At 69.4% G+C, this 17599-nt stretch carries 20 protein-coding genes; 12 read left to right on the top strand and 8 right to left on the bottom strand.

All coding sequences use genetic code 11. The annotated features are described in order from the left end of the window. Position 1: 1 nt before the first annotated feature. Positions 2–1174 carry an acyltransferase family protein gene (locus C2868_RS09370; RefSeq protein ID WP_100810426.1) on the bottom strand — a complete coding sequence of 391 codons (1173 nt, stop codon included), beginning with the start codon at positions 1172–1174 and terminating at the stop codon, positions 2–4. Positions 1175–1254: 80 nt separating this feature from the next. Between C2868_RS09370 and C2868_RS09365 the strand changes: the two genes are divergently transcribed. The 3 genes from C2868_RS09365 to C2868_RS09355 all read left to right on the top strand — a co-directional run bounded on the left by C2868_RS09365 (position 1255) and on the right by C2868_RS09355 (position 4140). Continuing rightward, positions 1255–2151 carry an alpha/beta fold hydrolase gene (locus C2868_RS09365; RefSeq protein ID WP_100811270.1) on the top strand — a complete coding sequence of 299 codons (897 nt, stop codon included), beginning with the start codon at positions 1255–1257 and terminating at the stop codon, positions 2149–2151. 167 nt (positions 2152–2318) lie between these two features. Next, positions 2319–3494, top strand: a complete 1176-nt coding sequence (locus C2868_RS09360) for an LLM class flavin-dependent oxidoreductase (protein ID WP_100810427.1) — start codon at positions 2319–2321, stop codon at positions 3492–3494. Position 3495: 1 nt separating this feature from the next. Then, a complete protein-coding gene (locus C2868_RS09355) occupies positions 3496–4140 on the top strand; it encodes an FMN reductase (protein ID WP_100811271.1) in 645 nt (214 codons plus the stop codon). 160 nt (positions 4141–4300) lie between these two features. On the opposite strand, the gene C2868_RS09350 is transcribed toward C2868_RS09355, so the two are convergent. After that, entirely contained in the window at positions 4301–4900 is a 600-nt protein-coding gene (locus C2868_RS09350; protein ID WP_100810428.1) for a DedA family protein, read from the bottom strand. 178 nt (positions 4901–5078) lie between these two features. Here C2868_RS09350 and C2868_RS09345 point away from each other — a divergent pair, with 178 nt between their 5' ends. After that, positions 5079–7079 (top strand): GDSL-type esterase/lipase family protein, encoded by a 2001-nt coding sequence (locus C2868_RS09345; RefSeq protein ID WP_100810429.1) that lies wholly within the window; start codon positions 5079–5081, stop codon positions 7077–7079. Between the two features lie 33 nt (positions 7080–7112). Here C2868_RS09345 and C2868_RS09340 read toward each other — a convergent pair whose 3' ends face one another. Next, positions 7113–8075, bottom strand: a complete 963-nt coding sequence (locus C2868_RS09340; protein WP_181003410.1) for an AraC family transcriptional regulator — start codon at positions 8073–8075, stop codon at positions 7113–7115. 143 nt (positions 8076–8218) lie between these two features. Between C2868_RS09340 and C2868_RS09335 the strand changes: the two genes are divergently transcribed. After that, a complete protein-coding gene (locus C2868_RS09335; RefSeq protein WP_100810431.1) occupies positions 8219–8914 on the top strand; it encodes an alpha/beta fold hydrolase in 696 nt (231 codons plus the stop codon). Positions 8915–8962: 48 nt separating this feature from the next. On the opposite strand, the gene C2868_RS17440 is transcribed toward C2868_RS09335, so the two are convergent. Genes C2868_RS17440 through C2868_RS09320 form a run of 4 tightly spaced genes read right to left on the bottom strand, consistent with a single transcriptional unit; the run spans position 8963 to position 10300 of the window. After that, a complete protein-coding gene (locus tag C2868_RS17440) occupies positions 8963–9127 on the bottom strand; it encodes a hypothetical protein (protein WP_157813889.1) in 165 nt (54 codons plus the stop codon). A gap of 2 nt (positions 9128–9129) precedes the next feature. Next, on the bottom strand, positions 9130–9375 hold the full coding sequence (locus C2868_RS09330) for a hypothetical protein (RefSeq protein ID WP_100810432.1): 246 nt from the start codon (positions 9373–9375) through the stop codon (positions 9130–9132). 13 nt (positions 9376–9388) lie between these two features. After that, positions 9389–9574, bottom strand: a complete 186-nt coding sequence (locus tag C2868_RS09325; protein ID WP_100810433.1) for a DUF5302 domain-containing protein — start codon at positions 9572–9574, stop codon at positions 9389–9391. A 48-nt stretch (positions 9575–9622) separates the two neighbouring features. After that, positions 9623–10300, bottom strand: a complete 678-nt coding sequence (locus tag C2868_RS09320; protein WP_100810434.1) for a hypothetical protein — start codon at positions 10298–10300, stop codon at positions 9623–9625. A gap of 341 nt (positions 10301–10641) precedes the next feature. On the opposite strand from C2868_RS09320, the gene C2868_RS09315 reads away from it, so the two are divergent. The 5 genes from C2868_RS09315 to C2868_RS09295 all read left to right on the top strand — a co-directional run bounded on the left by C2868_RS09315 (position 10642) and on the right by C2868_RS09295 (position 15613). Further along, positions 10642–12918, top strand: coding sequence for a polyribonucleotide nucleotidyltransferase (locus tag C2868_RS09315; RefSeq protein WP_103663180.1), 2277 nt, complete (start codon positions 10642–10644; stop codon positions 12916–12918). Positions 12919–13153: 235 nt separating this feature from the next. Further along, entirely contained in the window at positions 13154–14176 is a 1023-nt protein-coding gene (locus tag C2868_RS09310) for an aldo/keto reductase (protein ID WP_100810436.1), read from the top strand. Between the two features lie 118 nt (positions 14177–14294). Continuing rightward, on the top strand, positions 14295–14897 hold the full coding sequence (locus C2868_RS09305; RefSeq protein ID WP_100810437.1) for a histidine phosphatase family protein: 603 nt from the start codon (positions 14295–14297) through the stop codon (positions 14895–14897). Positions 14898–15043: 146 nt separating this feature from the next. Beyond that, positions 15044–15307: a hypothetical protein gene (locus tag C2868_RS09300; protein WP_103663179.1), complete on the top strand. Its 264-nt coding sequence runs from the start codon at positions 15044–15046 to the stop codon at positions 15305–15307. Positions 15308–15316: 9 nt separating this feature from the next. Next, entirely contained in the window at positions 15317–15613 is a 297-nt protein-coding gene (locus C2868_RS09295) for a hypothetical protein (protein ID WP_146048035.1), read from the top strand. Positions 15614–15651: 38 nt separating this feature from the next. On the opposite strand, the gene C2868_RS09290 is transcribed toward C2868_RS09295, so the two are convergent. Beyond that, complete coding sequence (locus C2868_RS09290) at positions 15652–16140, bottom strand: GNAT family N-acetyltransferase (protein ID WP_308455395.1); 489 nt, start codon at positions 16138–16140, stop codon at positions 15652–15654. A 188-nt stretch (positions 16141–16328) separates the two neighbouring features. Between C2868_RS09290 and dapB the strand changes: the two genes are divergently transcribed. Together dapB and C2868_RS09280 are read left to right on the top strand one after the other, a co-directional pair. Further along, the gene (dapB, locus tag C2868_RS09285) at positions 16329–17141 is read left to right on the top strand and encodes a 4-hydroxy-tetrahydrodipicolinate reductase (RefSeq protein WP_100810440.1); all 813 of its coding nucleotides are present in this window, start codon (positions 16329–16331) and stop codon (positions 17139–17141) included. Beyond that, a complete protein-coding gene (locus tag C2868_RS09280) occupies positions 17138–17593 on the top strand; it encodes a hypothetical protein (protein ID WP_100810441.1) in 456 nt (151 codons plus the stop codon). Before dapB ends, C2868_RS09280 begins: the two co-directional genes overlap by 4 nt. Positions 17594–17599: the final 6 nt, after the last annotated feature.

The following is a 17599-nucleotide window of genomic DNA, read 5'->3' as shown; positions in this document are numbered from 1 at the left end:
GCTAGCGCGACGGCGGGGGCGGCGTTCGGCGCGAGCCGGTGGGATCCGACCGGCGTCCCTCGCGCCCCGCGAGCGCGGGGTCGGCGAACAACCAGCCCGGCCGCGGCTCGACGAGGGGCCGGAAGACGCGCCGCACGGGCGCCGTCGCGAGGCCCAGCGCGATCAGCACCGAGACGACCACCACGATCGGGAGCCACAGCCAGGTCGGTTCGAGGTCGCGCAGCACACCGGACTCGCGGAACGGGTACAGCACGAACGAGTGCAGCAGGTAGACGTACATCGTGTACTGACCGAAGTGGGTCCACCACGTGTTCCGCCGCGGCACGAGCACGAGGAACGCCACGCTCAGGACGAGCGCCACGACCATGAGAGCGAGCCGCACCCCACCCGCCCACCACTGGGTACCACCGAGGTCGGCGTAGGCGTCGTCGTAGAAGAGCCACGTGCGCAGGTTCATCCGCTCCCACACGTCGAGGTAGAACCACGCCACGAAAGCCGCGAGAGCGAGGGCGGCGATCGCCCCGATCACGACGAGCGGCGAGCGGGAGCGCAGCAGCCGCAGTCGATCCACGATGTCGTGTTCGCGCAGCCACCACCCGAGCGTGAAGAACGGCAGCAGCCCGAGCGTGCGCGAGAGCGAGAAGGTCGAGTCGATGTTCGGCAGGTAGCCCGCGCCGATCGAGATGAGCACGGCCCAGAGCAGGGGCCAGCGCAGCAGCGCCAGATACGGCAGCACGAGCCGGAAGATCCCGAGCGCGAGCAAGAACCAGAGGGTCCACGACGGCTGACTGAGGTCCGGTGCGACGTCGCCCTCGACGATCCACTTCGTCAGCGACCAGAGTCCCTCGAAGATCACGTAGGGGACCAGGATGTCGGTGATGACGCGCGCCATCTGCCGGTGCGACGGTGTTCCCGCCTTCGAGAAGTAACCCGAGATGATCGCAAACGCGGGCATGTGGAACGCGTAGATGACCAAGTACAGCGTGAGCGCGATGTCGGAGTCGTAGGTCAGCCGCTGCACCGAATGACCCAGGACGACCAGCACGATGCACGCGAAGCGGGCGTTGTCCCAGAACGGAACGCGCTTCGACGCGCCGGGGGAACGGGGCTTCGCGGTCGCGCCCGTGCCCGCGCCGTCGTCGGCGCTGGAGGGGCGTGGGCTCGCGTCGCTCATAGGCGTGCCACCCTACCCTGGCGGTGCGCACCCACGCCGCGGGTTGTGTCCCGGTATTGTCGCGTCGAGGTGAGGTGTTCATGACGGTGATCGATGACGCGCCCGGTCGGGATCGAGCAATCCCCGATGTGGATTGGCACGTGTTCCCCGAGGGAACGGTACGCGACGTGCTCGAGGCCCCGAGCGGCTCCCTCGCACGGGTGCGGCTCGGGCCGGAGGACGGCCCCCGTGTTCTGCTCCTGCCCGGGGTGACCGGGTCGAAGGAGGACTTCGTCCTCATGTTCCCGTTGCTCGCGGACGCGGGCTACCGCGTCGAGTCGATCGACCTCGCGGGTCAGTACGAGTCGTGGCAGGCCGGCCCGTGGAACCTCGACCCGCCGCGACCCCGCTACGACTACCGCCTGTTCGCCGACGACTTCATCGCGGCGCTCGAGGACGGCTTCGATGAGTCCGGGCCGGTCCACGTACTCGGCTACAGCTTCGCGGGGCTCGTGGCGCAGCAGGTGCTGGTCGAGCGGTCGGAGTTCTTCGCGAGCCTCACCCTGCTGTCGACACCCCCCGCGGCGGGTCAGGTGTTCCGCGGCGTGAAGCGCATCGGACGGCTGAGCGCCGGCGCATCCCCGCGCACGGGTGCTGCCCTGCTGCTGTGGGGGATCCGCAACAACCTCAACCGCGTGCCGCCCCGGCGGATCGCCTTCGTGCGCGAGCGGTTCGCGTTGACGCGGCGCGACAGCGTGAACGACATCGTCGGCCTCATGATGACGACCCCGGATGTCTCGAGAGCCGTCGCAGCGCTGCCGATCCCCAAGCTCGTTGCGGTGGGCGAACACGACCTCTGGCCCACGACAGAGCATGCCGAGTACGCGCGCGCGATCGGCGGCGAGCTTCGGCTGTACCCGACGGGGCACAGCCCCTGCGAGACGACGCCGCATCAGCTGACGCGAGACATGCTCGCGATGTTCGCCGCCGCGCTCTGAGCGTCGGGCGGGCGGCGGACGGCGGGCTCGCGACGCCCCGGGAATAACCTGGACGGACGCGCGTTACACGAGATACATTCACTTGAATAGAAGCGCCGCGGACAACCCGGACGCAGAGGGAGAAGATCGTGGACGTGAACACCACAACACCCGCCGCAGGGCCTGCCGTGCAGTTCGGCATCTTCACGGTGAGCGACATCACCGAGGACCCGACGACCGGCACGACCCCGAGCGAGGCGGAGAAGATCCGCAATACGATCGCGATCGCCAAGCACGCGGAAGAGGTCGGGCTCGACGTCTTCGCCCTCGGCGAGCACCACAACCCGCCGTTCTGGTCGTCGTCCCCGACGACCACGCTCGGGTACATCGCCGCGCAGACCGAGCGACTCCTGCTCTCGACCGCGACGACCCTCATCACCACGAACGACCCGGTGAAGATCGCCGAGGACTACGCGATGCTCCAGCACCTCGCGGGCGGTCGTGTTGACCTGACGCTCGGGCGCGGCAACACCGGTCCGGTCTATCCGTGGTTCGGTCAGGACATCCGTCAGGGCGTTCCCCTCGCGATCGAGAACTACGCGCTGCTGCACAAGCTGTGGCGCGAGGACGTCGTCGACTGGGAGGGCCGGTTCCGCACCCCGTTGCAGGGGTTCACGTCGACGCCCCGCCCGTTGGACGACGTCCCGCCCTTCGTCTGGCACGGCTCGATCCGTACGCCCGAGATCGCCGAGCAGGCGGCCTACTACGGTGACGGATTCTTCGCGAACAACATCTTCTGGCCGGCCGAGCACTACCAGCGCCTGATCGGGCTGTACCGCCAGCGCTTCGAGCACTACGGCCATGGCACCGCGGCGCAGGCGATCGTGGGTCTCGGCGGCCAGGTGTTCATGCGCGCCAACTCGCAGGATGCCGTGCGCGAGTTCCGCCCCTACTTCGACAACGCGCCGGTCTACGGGCACGGCCCGAGCCTCGAGGACTTCTCGGAGATGACGCCGTTGACCGTCGGCTCGCCGCAGCAGGTCATCGACCGCTACGCGGGCATGCGCGACCTGTTCGGTGACTACCAGCGCCAGCTGTTCCTGATCGATCACGCGGGACTCCCGGTCAAGACGGTGCTCGAGCAGCTCGACATCCTCGGTGGCGAGGTCGTTCCCGTGCTCCGCAAGGAGCTCGCGAAGAACCGTCCGGCCGAGGTGCCGGATGCGCCGACGCACGCGGCTCGTGTCGCGCTCGCCGCAGCGGGTGCTCTGCCGGTGCCCGGTGGCAAGCTCGCCGCGCAGAAGTCCGAGCCCGTCGTTTCGGGGTCGTCCTTCGGTGCCGCCGCGACGCGTCGGGGGGTCTGACATGACCGCCCGTCGGATCGCGGTCGTGACCGCGGGGCTCTCGAACCCGTCGACCACACGCCTGCTCGGTGACCGGCTCGCCTCGGCGACGGTCCGCGAGCTCGCGGTGCGGGGGATCGAGGCCACGGTCGACACGATCGAGCTGCGCGACTACGCGCACGACATCACGAACAACCTGCTGACCGGCTTCGCTCCGCCCGCGCTCGAGGCGGCCATCAACACGGTCGTCTCGTCGGACGCGCTGATCACCGTCACGCCGATCTTCTCGACCAGCTACTCGGGCCTGTTCAAGTCGTTCATCGACGTGCTCGACCCGGACGCGCTGACGGGAAAGCCGGTGCTGATCGGGGCGAACGCTGGCACCCCGCGCCATTCGCTCGCGATCGACTACGCCATCCGTCCCCTGTTCGCGTATCTGCACGCGGATGCCATCTCGACGGGCGTGTTCGCGGCCTCGAGCGACTGGGGAGCACAGGGCGACGGCGTCGCCCCGCTCGGCGACCGCATCGACAAGGCCGCCCGTGAGCTCGCCGATGCGCTCGCACGGCGCGAGACGGCCGAGTCGGCCGATCCCTTCGACCCTGCCAACTACCTCGGTGAGGGGCGCTCGTTCGGCCATCTGCTCGGCGGCCTCGCGGGGGAGTAGCGCGACTCGCTCGAGTCCTCCCGAGAGCGCTGCTCGTCGCCGAGTCAGCCCCCTATCGCACGTGTAGGGGGCTGACTCGTGCGTAACCGGCGTAGTCGGCGGCTCCAGCTCGGCCGGGGGCGCGGACGGAGCTGAGGGATGCCTCGGGCCCGACCCGTCCTCAGGCGCGGGGCGTGCGACGCCAGCGCGCGGCGAGCACGGCGTCGAGCGCCACGCCCAGCAGCAGTGCGACCGCGATCGAGGCCAGGATCGCCAGCACCGGCGCACCGGGCAGCAGCGTGGCGACGACGGTGCCGACGAGCGCCTGGTAGCACGCCCAGCCGAGTGCGGCCAGCGCCGCGAGCGGCAGATACCGCGGGGCCGTGACCCCGCCCGCACCGGCCGTGAGGTTGACGGCGAGGCGGGCGAAGGGGATGAAGCGCGCGGTGAACACGATCGCGGCCGTGCTGCGCTCGAGGCGGGCCCGCGCCCACGAGAACAAGACCGCAACGCGCGGTCGGCGCATCCATGCCCATCTCTCGAGCCCCACGCGACGGCCGATGAGGTAGCAGACCGTGTCGCCGAGGAACGCGGCGACGGCGGCGACGGCGATGATCGCGACGAGGGACGGATCCCCGGCCACGACGCTCAGCGCGGCCAGCGCCGTGACCGCGGTCTCGCCCGGGATCACGACGAGGAACGCGTCGCCCAGCACGAGCCCGAACATCGCGACGAGAGCCCACGGGCTCGCGGCGACGGCGGCGAGGACGTCGTCAATCACCCCCTGTGGGTACCAAGGCCGGATGAACGGCGAGCGAACGCCGCCCTGTGCGGGGCGTCCGGCGGTGCACGACGCGGCGGCATCCGTTCGGTGACGCGGATGCGTGCGCTCGGTGAACTCTCGGTGCCCGGGGCGGTTTCGGCGCGTCGGGGTGATCCGCGGGCCCCACCCTGGACGTGTGAGAGTCGCCCTGCTGGCGGAATCCGCCCTGCCACACATGAACGGCGTGACCGGTTCGGTCGCGCAGGTGCTGCGTCACCTCCGCCGCGAGGGGCACGAGACCCTCGTCATCGCCCCCCACCCGGGCGGAGTCCAACCGGGCGCCCGACCCATGCTGCCCGACTTCACGGATGTGCGCACCGAGCTGCTGCGATCCGTGCCGCTGCCGTCGTATCCCGACGTACGCGTGGTCTTCGCGCGCACGGCGTACCTCACGAGGCTGCTGCGCGAGTTCGCCCCGGATGTCGTGCACCTGGCCTCGCCGTTCGTGCTCGGTTCGCAGGGGGTCGCCGCGGCGGATGCCCTGCGGGTGCCGTCCGTCGCGATCTATCAGACGGATGTCATCTCCTACGCCGAGAAATACGGCGTCGTCGGCGCCGCGCCGCTGGTGGCGCGTCATGTCGCCCGGCTGCACCGTCGCGCGACCCTGACGCTGGCACCTTCGTCGGCGGCGATCGCGCAGCTCGAGGCACTGGGCATCGACCGGCTGCGGCCGTGGGGACGCGGCGTCGACGCCGAGAGGTTCACCCCCGAGCGCCGCAGCGAGGCCTGGCGGCGCCGGATCGCACCGGACGAGATCCTCGTCGGATATGCGGGGCGTCTCGCGGCCGAGAAACAGGTCGAGGACCTGCGTGCCGTCACGGACCTACCCGGAGTCCGCCTCGTGATCATCGGGGACGGCCCCGATCGCGCACGCCTGCGCGCCGCGCTCCCAACCGCTGTCTTCACCGGATTCCTCGACGGCCTCGACCTGGCCGAAGCCCTCGCGAGCCTCGATGTCTTCGTGCACCCGGGCGAGAGCGAGACCTTCTGCCAGACCGTGCAAGAGGCACACGCGAGCGGTATCCCCGTCGTTGCGACGGGCCGCGGCGGCCCGGTCGACCTCGTGCGCAGCAGCATCGACGGGTGGCTGTACGAACCGGGTGACCTGCGTGACCTGCGGGCTCGTGTCGCCGACCTCACGGGCGACGAGGCGAAGCGTCGTTCGTTCGGTGTGGCCGCGCGCGAGGGGGTGCGCCACCGCACCTGGGAGGCCCTGTGTCGCGACCTGGTCGACCGTTACGACGAGGCACGCACCCTGCGGCCCATCGACGACGCCCTGCTCGCGCGAGGCATCACCCGTCCCGAGCTGCCGTCGGCGCCATCCGACTCGACGACGGCGGCGCCCCGCTGGCGCCGTTACGTCGCTCTTGGCGACTCGATCACGGAGGGGCTCTGCGACGCCTCGCGCGCCCCGGCCGATCAGTACCGAGGATGGGCGGACCGCCTCGCGCTGCTCCTCGCCTCGGCGGGCGCCGGCGGGTCATCCGGCTTCCGGTTCGCGAACCTCGCTGTTCGCAGCAAGCGCGTGCGCGATGTGGTCGAGCGGCAGCTGCCCGCGGCGCTCGCACTCCGCCCCGATCTCGTCTCCGTGCTCATCGGAGCCAACGATCTCGTCAAGCAGGGTGCCGACCCGAGTCGACTGGCCGCCGAGGTCGAGGCCGTCGTGCGGACGCTGCGCGAGGCCGGATGCGATGTGCTGCTCGCGACCCCGTTCCTGCCGCACCGCCGAGCCGCCCGGATTTTCGCGCGTCGCTTCGCCCACTACAACTCCGAGCTGCGCCGCATCGCACGGGCGACCGGCGCGCTGCTTCTCGATGTCGAGGCGCTGCCGCGCATCTCCGAGCTCGAACTCTGGGCAGACGACGGCGTGCATCTGCGGTCGGCGGGTCATCGCCTGCTCGCCTACCGGGCGGCGGACGTGCTCGGCATCCGCGACGCGGAACAGCTCGAGGCGCTCGAGGCGTCCTTCCACGACGACGAAGAGGCCGCGCTGGCGGGGCGCTGGCTCACCGCGCACGCGCTGCCGTGGATGTGGCGGCGGATGCGCGGACGCACCGCGGGCGACGGGCTCGACCCCAAGCACTCCGACTACATCGTGCTCCCCGGGCGTGCGCGTCGGCGCACACCGACGAGCTGAGGCATCTCGCGCGACCCGTCAGCGCACGACGCGTCAGGGCCGGTGCGACCCGGGCGTCGCATCGAACCGCGCTCGGAACGCGTGATGGAAGTGTGCGACGTCACGAAAACCGGATGCGACCGCGACGGCCTCGATCGATCGTCCCTGCCAGGCGGGGGAGCGCAGACGTTCCCGAGCCGCGTCCAGCCGTGCCCCGAGCAACCAGTCCCGGAACGTCTCTCCCGCCGCACGGAAATCGTTCTGGATCGTCCGGACCGACACGTTCACGGATCGAGCGAACTCGTGCACGTCGAAGTCCGCGTCATGGATGCGCGTCGATGCGGCGCGCTTGCCGGACTCGAGCCGGGACGGCGCATCCGTCGCCGGGTCCACGCCGGTGAGAGCGCCACGGAGCATCGCGATGACCGCTCGTGTCATGGCCGATGCCGCTTCCCAACGCCCGGCGTCGAACTCCGCCGTCAGCAGCGCGCACTGCGTGCCCAGCCGCGCGCCCTCTCCCGATGCGGCGAGGCGGCGGTTCAGTTCGGCGATGTCGCGGCCGGTGGGCTCGATGCCAGCGAATGTGCGCGGCACGCGGAGCGAGTACAGACGGAATCGCCGCCGGGGGTCGAGATGGAGGGTGAACGGTGCCGAGTTGTCGATCAAGATCGGCGCTCCCGCGGGCATCCGCCAGGTCTCGTCGAGATGGTGGAGCCGTGACGACGAGTTGGGTGAGACATTGACGAACAGCGCACCGTCCGGCACCCGGGCGAGCGAAGCCGCGTCGCGCCGGGCTTCGTGGCCGGGGGCACGCATCCGCGAGAGGATCGCGCCATCCCACTCGTAGGCGAGGAGGTCGGCATCGAACGTCCCCGAGGAGGTTCGCTCGGGACGGATGCCGAGGTAGACATCGCACAGTGCGTCGCGAAAACTGTCGAACCTGTCGGACTCCCGTTGATCCGTGGTCGACGCGGCAAGGACCGGCACGGGCTCGTGCGGCACGGGGATTGCGCTCATCGCCATCGACTTTCGTTCCGCGCCAGTGTGTGCGTGGACGCGTGAGCCTATCTTGATCCCTAGATGTCCGAGCCTCAAGCGGCGCCGCCCGAATCGCGCCCGCCCTCGGCGGCATCATCCCGACAACGAAGACGGAGTACTCCATGACCGAACGCCCCACACTTCTGCTGGTCCACGGTGCCTGGCACGGTTCGTGGGCCTGGGCGCCCCTTCAGACCGAGCTCGCCTCACGGGGCTGGGACGTCCGCACCGTCGACCTGCCGACGGTTCACGCGGACGACCCGCGCGGTCTCCACATGACGGATGACGCGGATGCCATCGCGCGAGCGATCGATGACATCGAGGGGCCGGTCGCTGTTGTCGCCCATTCGTACGGTGGCGGCCCCACGACGCAGGGTGCGACATCCGATTCCGTCGTCCACATCGTCTATGTCGCGGCCTTCGTCCTCGACGAGGGGGAGTCGCTTCTCGGCGCGGTGGGCGGCGTCGCGCCCTCGTGGTGGGTCGTCGACGGTCCGCTCGCGACGGCGGGGACGGATGCCGAGCCCGCAACCGGCCTCTTCTTCGCCGACGTCGACGAGGCGACTGCTGCCGAAGCGGTGGGACGGTTGAAGGCGCAGAGCAGCGCAGCCTTCAGCGACGAGGTCACCACGGTCGCGTGGCGCGAAAAGGAAACGACCTATGTCGTCACCGAGCAGGATGCGGTGTTCCCGCTCCCCGCCCAGGAGGCTCTCGCTGCGCGCTCGGGATCGACCGCGGTGCGGATGGACACCAGCCACTCGCCGTTCCTGTCGAAGCCGACCGAGCTGGCCGACATCATCGAGGACGCGCTCCGCTGAGTCGACGCCGTCGAGGCGGCACGGCCGGCTTCACCCGAATGAGGAGCCTCAGCCCTCCATGCCCTGTTCGTACTGTTCGAGTTCCAGCTCGAGCTGACGCCGGAGTTCGGCGGTCTGCAGGGCCGTGAGCTCTTCTCCCTCGTCGTTCGGGGCGTCGCCCATCGCGACCGCGTCGCGCTCTTCGCCGGTGTTGGGCTCTCGTCGATCGGACATCGTCACTCCTCGCCGTACGCGGGTAGGTCATCGGCGCTGACCTCGGTGGCGAGTGCGGCGTCCGCCTCGCCCTCGAGGTCTGCATCCAGGTCGTCGTCCGAAACGGCGCCAGCCGTGTCTGCGGGCGCCTCGGGGTCTATGGCGTGCATCGCGTCCACGACCGCCTCGGGGTCCACGCTGTTCGAGAGAGCCGCGTCGCGAGCCGCCGCGTCGGCGTCGATCTCCTCGAATGTGGGTTCAAAGACCATCAGATGCTCCTTCTCAGCCGCTCTTGCGTCGGAACTCGCGCTTGACCGACGCGGGTCCCTGGGTGGCGTGGATGGCGGAATCGCCGTTCAGGTGAGCCTCGCCCTGGCGGTGGCGGGCGTTCTTCTTCTCGAGCGCCTCCTTGAACTTGCGCTTGACATCGTCGGATGCCGAGGCGGGCGCTGTGTCGTCGGTACTCATGGCCGCCAGCCTACGCGGGGTCGCGCCTGCGGGGGAGTGTGGCGTCTGTCAGAAGCTGGAGTCGAACGGGATGAACGTCTGGGAGTAGATCAGGTCGCACTTCGTCAAGCCGTTGGCGTCGGTCACGCAGGTCTCCGTCGTTGTGGTCAACGCCGCGTCATCGATGAACATCGCGATGTCGGTGAGGGTGGTGGGGAGCTGTTCTGCTGTGTAGGCGGTGTCTCGGCCTTGCTCGAGGGCGTGGTTGGGGGAGGCGAAGAGGATCTCGAGGTTGGCGGTGAAGACGGCGGTGGCGGTGTCGTAGGAGGGTTCGGTCATGGTGGCGACGATGGAGACGCCGTCGGCGGTGCCGTTGGCGGTGAAGCCGATGTTGGGTGGGGATTCGTCGAATCCGAATGCGGGCCAGGTGGTGATGAACTCGTCGGTGCCGAGAGATCCGGATTTCTGGTCCGGGCGGTCCGAGAACCAGATCATCCGCTCGCCGGCGGTGGTGAGCTCGAGGACGTAGTTCGCGCCGTCGAAATGGGTGAGGGTGCCGGCCTCGGCGTCGAGCATGAACAGCAGCGCGAGCGTTTCGCTGTCGCTCGCCGGGGTGGCTGATGGTGCGGGCGCCTCGCCGTCCGCGGCAGGGAGGCCCGGAGCGCAGGCGGCGAGCCCCGTGCTGAGCACCACGGCGAGAAGGAGGGTGCTCAGGGGCGCCAGCAGGCGCTTCGCACGTGTGATCACGCGCTCACCGTAGCGCGAGAAGCCTACGCCGCAGGCACGGCATGCGGGCGACGCGCAGGCCACGACTGCTAGGGTGAGGGGTGAGAATGCGGCATTCGTCGCGTGATCAGACAATTTCATACGCATCGCGAACCGCGGTGCACCTGGAGCAGGCCGGCAGAAAGCTGGTCCCCTGTGGTGGTCTCCTCGTCGCGTGTGCGCCGGGTGGATTTCTACTGGTGGCCAGCGCAGGCTAGATCGCGTATTGCGCGCCGCGCGCCCATATCTGCCTGTTCCTGCTTCTTCGCACACACTCGTGCGCCATACGGGCGCGCGAGTCGAAACAAAGAAGGAGAGACCTCTTGGAAGGTCCTGAAATCACATCCGCCGAGGCCGTTCTCGATAACGGCCGCTTCGGCACCCGCACCATCCGCTTCGAGACCGGCCGCCTCGCGCAGCAGGCTCAGGGCGCCGTCGCCGCCTACCTCGACAACGAGACCATGCTCCTCTCGGCCACCAGCGCCGGAAAGCACCCGCGCGAGGGCTTCGACTTCTTCCCGCTCACGGTCGACGTCGAGGAGCGCTCGTACGCCGCCGGCAAGATCCCCGGCTCGTTCTTCCGTCGTGAGGGTCGTCCCTCGACCGAGGCCATCCTCGTCTGCCGTCTGATCGACCGTCCGCTGCGTCCCTCGTTCGTCGAGGGTCTGCGCAACGAGGTTCAGATCGTCATCACGGTCCTCTCGATCGCCCCGGGTGAGTTCTACGACGCCCTCGCGATCAACGCGGCGTCCGCGTCCACGCAGATCTCGGGCCTGCCCTTCTCCGGACCGATCGCCGGCGTCCGCCTGGCGCTCATCCCGGGTCACGGCGAGCACGCCGACCAGTGGGTCGCGTTCCCGACCGTCACGCAGCTCGAAGAGGCCGTCTTCGACCTCATCGTCGCGGGACGCGTCCTGCCCGACGGCGATGTCGCGATCATGATGGTCGAGGCCGAGGCCACGGAAGGTAGCTGGAACCTGATCAAGGGCGGCGCCACCAAGCCGAGCGAGGCCGTCGTGGCCGAGGGGCTCGAGGCCGCCAAGCCGTTCCTGCGCGAGCTCGTGAACGCCCAGCAGACGCTGGCGAACACGGCTGCCAAGGAGATCGCGAACTACCCGGTCTTCCTGCCCTACAGCCAGGAGACCTACGACTTCGTCGCGCACCGCGCCTACGACCCGCTCGTGGGCATCTACCAGATCGCCGACAAGGTCGAGCGCCAGACCGCCGACGACGAGCTCAAGGACCGGGTCAAGGGCGAGCTGCTCGCGGCCGTCGAGTCCGGCGAGCTCCAGGCCGTCGCAACGCTCGAGTTCTCCGCCGCATACAAGTCCGTCACCAAGAAGATCGTCCGTGGACGCATCCTCGCCGACGGTGTCCGCATCGACGGCCGTGGGCTCGCCGACATCCGTGCGCTCGACGCACAGGTCGACGTCATCCCGCGCGTGCACGGTTCGGCGATCTTCCAGCGCGGCGAGACCCAGATCCTGGGCGTCACCACGCTGAACATGCTCAAGATGGAGCAGCAGATCGACTCGCTGTCGCCCGTCACGCACAAGCGCTACATGCACCACTACAACTTCCCGCCGTACTCGACCGGTGAGACCGGCCGTGTGGGAAGCCCGAAGCGCCGCGAGATCGGGCACGGCTTCCTCGCCGAGCGCGCCCTCGTGCCGGTGCTGCCGTCGCGTGAAGAGTTCCCCTACGCCATCCGTCAGGTCTCCGAGGCGCTGTCCTCGAACGGCTCGACGTCGATGGGCTCGGTCTGCGCCTCGACCCTGTCGCTGCTGAACGCCGGTGTGCCCCTGCGCGCCCCGGTCGCCGGTATCGCGATGGGCCTGGTCTCGGACGAGGTCGACGGACAGACGCGCTACGCCGCGCTGACCGACATCCTCGGCGCGGAAGACGCGCTCGGTGACATGGACTTCAAGGTCGCCGGTACGAGCGAGTTCGTCACGGCGATCCAGCTCGACACCAAGCTCGACGGCATCCCGACCTCGGTTCTGACCGCGGCGCTGCAGCAGGCCAAGGATGCGCGTCTCGCCATCCTCGACCTGATCAACGCCACGATCGACGCTCCCGACGAGATGGCGCCCACCGCGCCCCGCGTCATCAGCGTGCAGATCCCGGTCGACAAGATCGGCGAGCTCATCGGGCCCAAGGGCAAGACGATCAACTCCATCCAGGACGAGACCGGCGCCCAGATCTCGATCGAGGAAGACGGAACCGTGTACATCGGCGCCGTCGACGGTCCGTCGGCCGAGGCCGCTCGCGCGCAGGTCAACGCGATCGCCAACCCGACGAACCCCGAGGTCGGCGAGCAATTCCTCGGAACCGTCGTCAAGATCGCAACCTTCGGTGCGTTCATCTCGCTCCTGCCCGGCAAGGACGGACTGCTGCACGTCAGCGAGGTCCGCAAGCTCGCCGGTGGCAAGCGTGTCGAGAACGTCGAAGACGTACTCAGCGTCGGTCAGAAGATCCTCGTGAAGATCACGAAGATCGACGACCGCGGCAAGCTGTCGCTCGAGCCGGTCGTCGAAGAGTCGGCCGATCAGGCAGCCGACCAGGGTGCCGCCGAAGGCGCGCCCGAGGTTGCCGTCTAGTCGAGGCCCGCACCGGTCAGATCCGCATCGGATCGAAGAAGCCCCCGTACCCCTTCTCGGGTGCGGGGGCTTCGCCCAGTGTCGTGACCAAAGCGTTATGGCTAGTTCATAGGTTCGTCACCGGAACGCGCGCCACGGTCGGTGGCCTGCCCTAATCTCGAAGAAAGCGTCGGGGGGCGCGACACAGGCATGAAGGTCGCGACTCGTGGCACGTAGCGCGCGAGGGGGTGGAAGCATGAGCTTTTTCGGCATCGGCACCGATGTGTCGACAGGGCAGGGTTCGCCGCCCGCTCCGCATCCTTCTTCGCCCATCCCCGTTCTCGGCCCGAGCATCGGACACGGCATGCGTGTCACCCTCGGCGAGACAGGTCTCGACATCTTCCCCCTGATGCTCGGGGGCGCGGAGTTCGGCTGGAACATCGACCTGGCGACCAGTCACCGCATCATCGACCGCTACGTCGAGCTCGGCGGTAACGCTCTGCACACCGCCGACTCGTTCTCGGCGGGGCGCAGCGAGCACATCATCGGGCAGTGGCTGGCATCGCGCCAGGCGCGGGATCAGATGGTCGTGTCCGTGAGGGTCGGCGCGCACCCCGACAACCCCGGTCTCGGTCCGGTCAACCTGGTGCGTGCGGTCGAGGCATCCCTCGTGCGTCTGGGGACCGATCACATCGACGTGGTCTATCTCGACGGTGCCGACGCATCCGTCCCGCTCGAAGAGACCCTCGCGACGGCCGAGTGGCTGATCGGCTCGGGCAAGGTCCGGCACCTGGGCGCTGCGGGCTTCACGCCCGAGCGTCTCGTCGAGGCGCGGATTCTCGCCTCGGCCGGCTACCCGCGCTTCACGGTGCTCGATGCGCACTACAACGTCGTCCACCGCTCGCCCTTCGAGGGTGACCTGCGTCTCGTCGCCGGTGCGCAGGGCATCGCGGTCACGCCCTCGCATCCCCTGGCTCACGGATTCCTGTCCGGCCGTCACCGCAGCCGCGACCGTGTCGGTCTGTCGGCGCGTGGTATGCAGGTTGCGGCATATCTCAACCGGCGCGGCCAGAGGGTGCTGAAGGCGCTGGATGGCATCGCACTCGAGCTCTCGGTGCCCGACGCCGCGGTCGCGGTCGCCTGGCTGCTCGCTCAGCGCACGGTGGTCGCGCCGATCGTCAACGCCTACGCACCAGAACACGTCGAAGAACTCGCGCAGGGCGTTGGCGTCCAGCTGAGCCGCGCGCACCTCGGCGAGCTGTCCCGCGCTGCTCAGTGAGTCACCGGTTTCGGGTCTCCCGAGACCATTTCGTGACATACGCCATCGGTGACGCCGTTCGTGACATAGGCTGGAAGCGGCGTGGCATCGGGGCCCGTCGGGACGGAAGTGGGCGAGGATGACGCATTTCATCTACCTCGTTCGACACGGCGAACACCAGGATGCAGAGCACGGGCTCGTCGACGGCCCGTTGTCTCCGCGGGGTCAGCGTCAGGCATCCCTGATCGCCGATCGGCTGTCCGGAATTCCCCTCAGCGCCGTCTGGCACTCACCGTTGTTGCGGGCGACCGAGACGGCTCGCATGGTGGCGGAGCGGATGCCGGCGATCACCCCGCAACCCTCGTCGTTGCTCTTCGACTGCGTCCCCTCGGGTATGTCACCCGAGACGCCCGGGGTGTACGAGCCGTTCTTCGGGTCGGTGACCGACGACGAGATCGAGGCGGGACGGGCTCAGATGGCGGATGCCGTGAGCGAGTTCCTCGTCCGTCGCACCGGCGAGGTGCACGAGCTCGTGATCACGCACAACTTCGTCATCAGCTGGTTCGTTCGCGAGGTTCTCGGGGCGCCCGAGTGGCGCTGGATGACGCTCAACCAGGCGCACTGCGGCCTGACGGTGATCGCGCAGAAGCAGGGGCGGCCGTGGACGCTGCTCACGCACAACGACCTCGCGCACCTGCCGTTCGAACTGCGGACCGGGCTGCCCGAGACCCACCCGGTCTGAGCCCTGGCGCGAGGGGCGTCGGCGTGGCCGTATCCCGCCGCGGGCGTTCGCCGTTCGGTCCGCGCGATCGCAGCAGGTGCGTTCGCGCCGTCGGGTCTCTCATTGCCGTCGCACCCCGTCGACTCTCCGTCCAATAGTGTCGAGGGATGTTCTGGAGGACCTACGGCACCGTCGTCGGGTGGATGCTCGGCGCCGGGGTCGTGGCCGGGGGACTTCTTCTCCTCGCAGTGTGGGTGCTCTTCGGATTGGCGTCGAGTGGCCCGGCCGGTCTCCCGGTCTGGGCTGGGATCGGCGCCGCCTGCGCTCTCTTCGCGATGCTGATAGCCGCGCCCCTCACCGCCCGTGCGGCGCGGAGGGCGGACAACCACCGGTCGGGTGCACCCACCGGATGGGCCGTCTCGTCGTTGTAGATTTGCGCGGTGGAACAGGGGAACCCAGCGCGAGCGCGGACGATACTCGTGTTCCCCGAGTGGGGCCGCCGCGAAGTCGTCGGTCGCGCTGTTCCGATCTCACCCGAGCTTCGGTATCGGCTCCGGGTCTGGAACGACACCTGGCAGAACGTCCTGGACCCGGTGTTCGAGGTCAGGTGGCCCGATCCTGAGATCGGACGTCAGTGGATCGCCGAGGGGGAGTCCCTCCTGAGAGATCTCCAGGAGGAGGTCGGACCGGCCTTCCGCGTTGTCGGCGACTTCGCCGCCTACGATCCCGATGCCTGAGCCACGCGCCCCAACAGGCGTTCCTGAGCCGGTCGCCATCAAGAGTCGAGCCGCTTGCGCAGCCATACGGTCGCGTTCGGGTTGTCGTTGTAGGGCTCGATCGCCTCGAATCCCGCCGAGGCATACAGGCCCCCGGCCGCCGCGAGGGTGTGGTGGGTGTCGAGCACGAGCTCTGCGGCGCCCCAGGCGCGGGCCCGACGCTCGAGCTCGTCGAGCATCAGGCGCCCCCACCCGCGGCCGCGCGTCGATGGGTCGAGGTACAGGTGCTTGACCTCGAATCGCACCCCGTCCGGGCCGTCCGCGACGCGCCGGATGCCTCCGCATCCGACCGTGGGACGCACACCCGCCTCGGCGACCTCGTCCTCGACCACGAGGAACACGCCGTCCGGGGCGACGAACACCGCTGCATCGGGGTAGGTCGGCCGGTATGCGCCGCCCGGGAACGCCTCGGCCCGGGCCGCGAAGTACTCGGTCAGCAGATCGTGGGCGGTCGGAGCATCCGCCGCCATCTCGATGAATCGCACCACACTTCGAGCCTATGTCGAGGCATCCGTCCATGGTCCGACCCAATGCCGTGCCGTTCGCACGACGGTTCGCCCGACGCGCCGAGCAACGGGGCGCCTGATCGGAGTGTCGGGCATCGGGCCGTGCGGATGGCACGGCCCCCTCGGCCCGGCGTCCCGCCCACCCCGGCAGCCGAACCTAGGATGGGCTCATGACGACACGCGTAGCCATCGTGGGCGGAACAGGTCGGCTCGGCGGCGTCGTGCGCGAGGTCATCGAGGCGACGGAGGGCTACGACGTCGTCGCCGTTCTGTCTTCCCGCAGCGAGATCTCCGAGATCGACGGGTCAGACCTGGTCGTGGATGTCTCGTCCCCGGCCGTGTCGATCGACGTCGTCCGCGCGGCCATCGAGCGCGGCATCAACGTCCTCGTCGGCACCTCGGGGTGGTCGCAGGAGCGCATCGCGCTGGTCCGGCCGCTCGTCGAGGCGGCGGGTACGGGAGTCGTCTTCATTCCGAACTTCTCGCTCGGATCGGTCATCGGCACCGCGCTCGCGGCCGCCGCGGCTCCGTTCTTCCCCTCGATCGAGATCGTCGAGGCGCACCATGAACGCAAGGTCGATTCGCCGAGCGGCACCGCGGTGCGCACGGCCGAGCTCATGGCCGCAGCGCGCGAGAGTGTCGGCCCGGTCGAGGCACCGCACACCGACCAGCGCGCCCGCGGCCAGCGCGTCGCGAGCATCCCCGTCCACTCGCTCCGCCGGCCCGGCGTGATCGCGCGCCAAGAGGTGCTGCTGTCGGGCCCGGGGGAGACGCTGCAGATCGTCCACGACACGGTCGATCCGGCGCTGGCATATGCCCCCGGCATCCGCATCGCCCTCGACGCCGCCCGCACCGTGCGCGGGGTCGTCGTGGGTCTGGATCGCTTCATCGACATCGGCATTCGCCTCCCCGGTGACGAGCCGGAGGCTCCCGTCGACGACGGCGGCGTGCCCGGGCAGGTCGCTCGGGTCACCGGACTGTGAACGCACGCATCGGCGTGGCCATCATGGCCGCGGTGCTGGTCCTGTACGTGGTGCTGGTCTCTCAGCGTGCGATCCTGCTGCTCACGACGGGCGACCCGGTCGGGATCACCATGGGCCTCGCGCTGTTCATCCTTCCGGCGATCGCGGCGTGGGCGATCGGCCGCGAACTCTGGTTCGGCATTCGGGCCGAGAACGTCGGCCGACGTCTCGAGAGCGAGGGTGCACTGCCCGAAGAGCAGTTGTCGGTGCGTCCCAGCGGACGCGTCGACCGCGACGAGGCAGAGGCACTCTTCCCGCGGTATCGCGCGGCGGTCGAGTCCGCACCCGATGATTGGCGCGCCTGGTACCGGCTCGGCCTGGCCTACGACGGCGCGGGAGACAGACGGCGCGCGCGGTCAGCCGTGCGGCAGGCGATCAAGCTCGAATCGGCCGAGCGCCGCAGCACGACCTGACGACGG

Origin of the sequence: Microbacterium sp. CJ77 (assembly GCF_002911615.1) — a bacterium.
Lineage (GTDB): Bacteria > Actinomycetota > Actinomycetes > Actinomycetales > Microbacteriaceae > Microbacterium.
The sequence above is the reverse complement of the archived record's forward strand: the minus strand, read 5'-3'. Positions and strand labels throughout refer to the sequence as shown.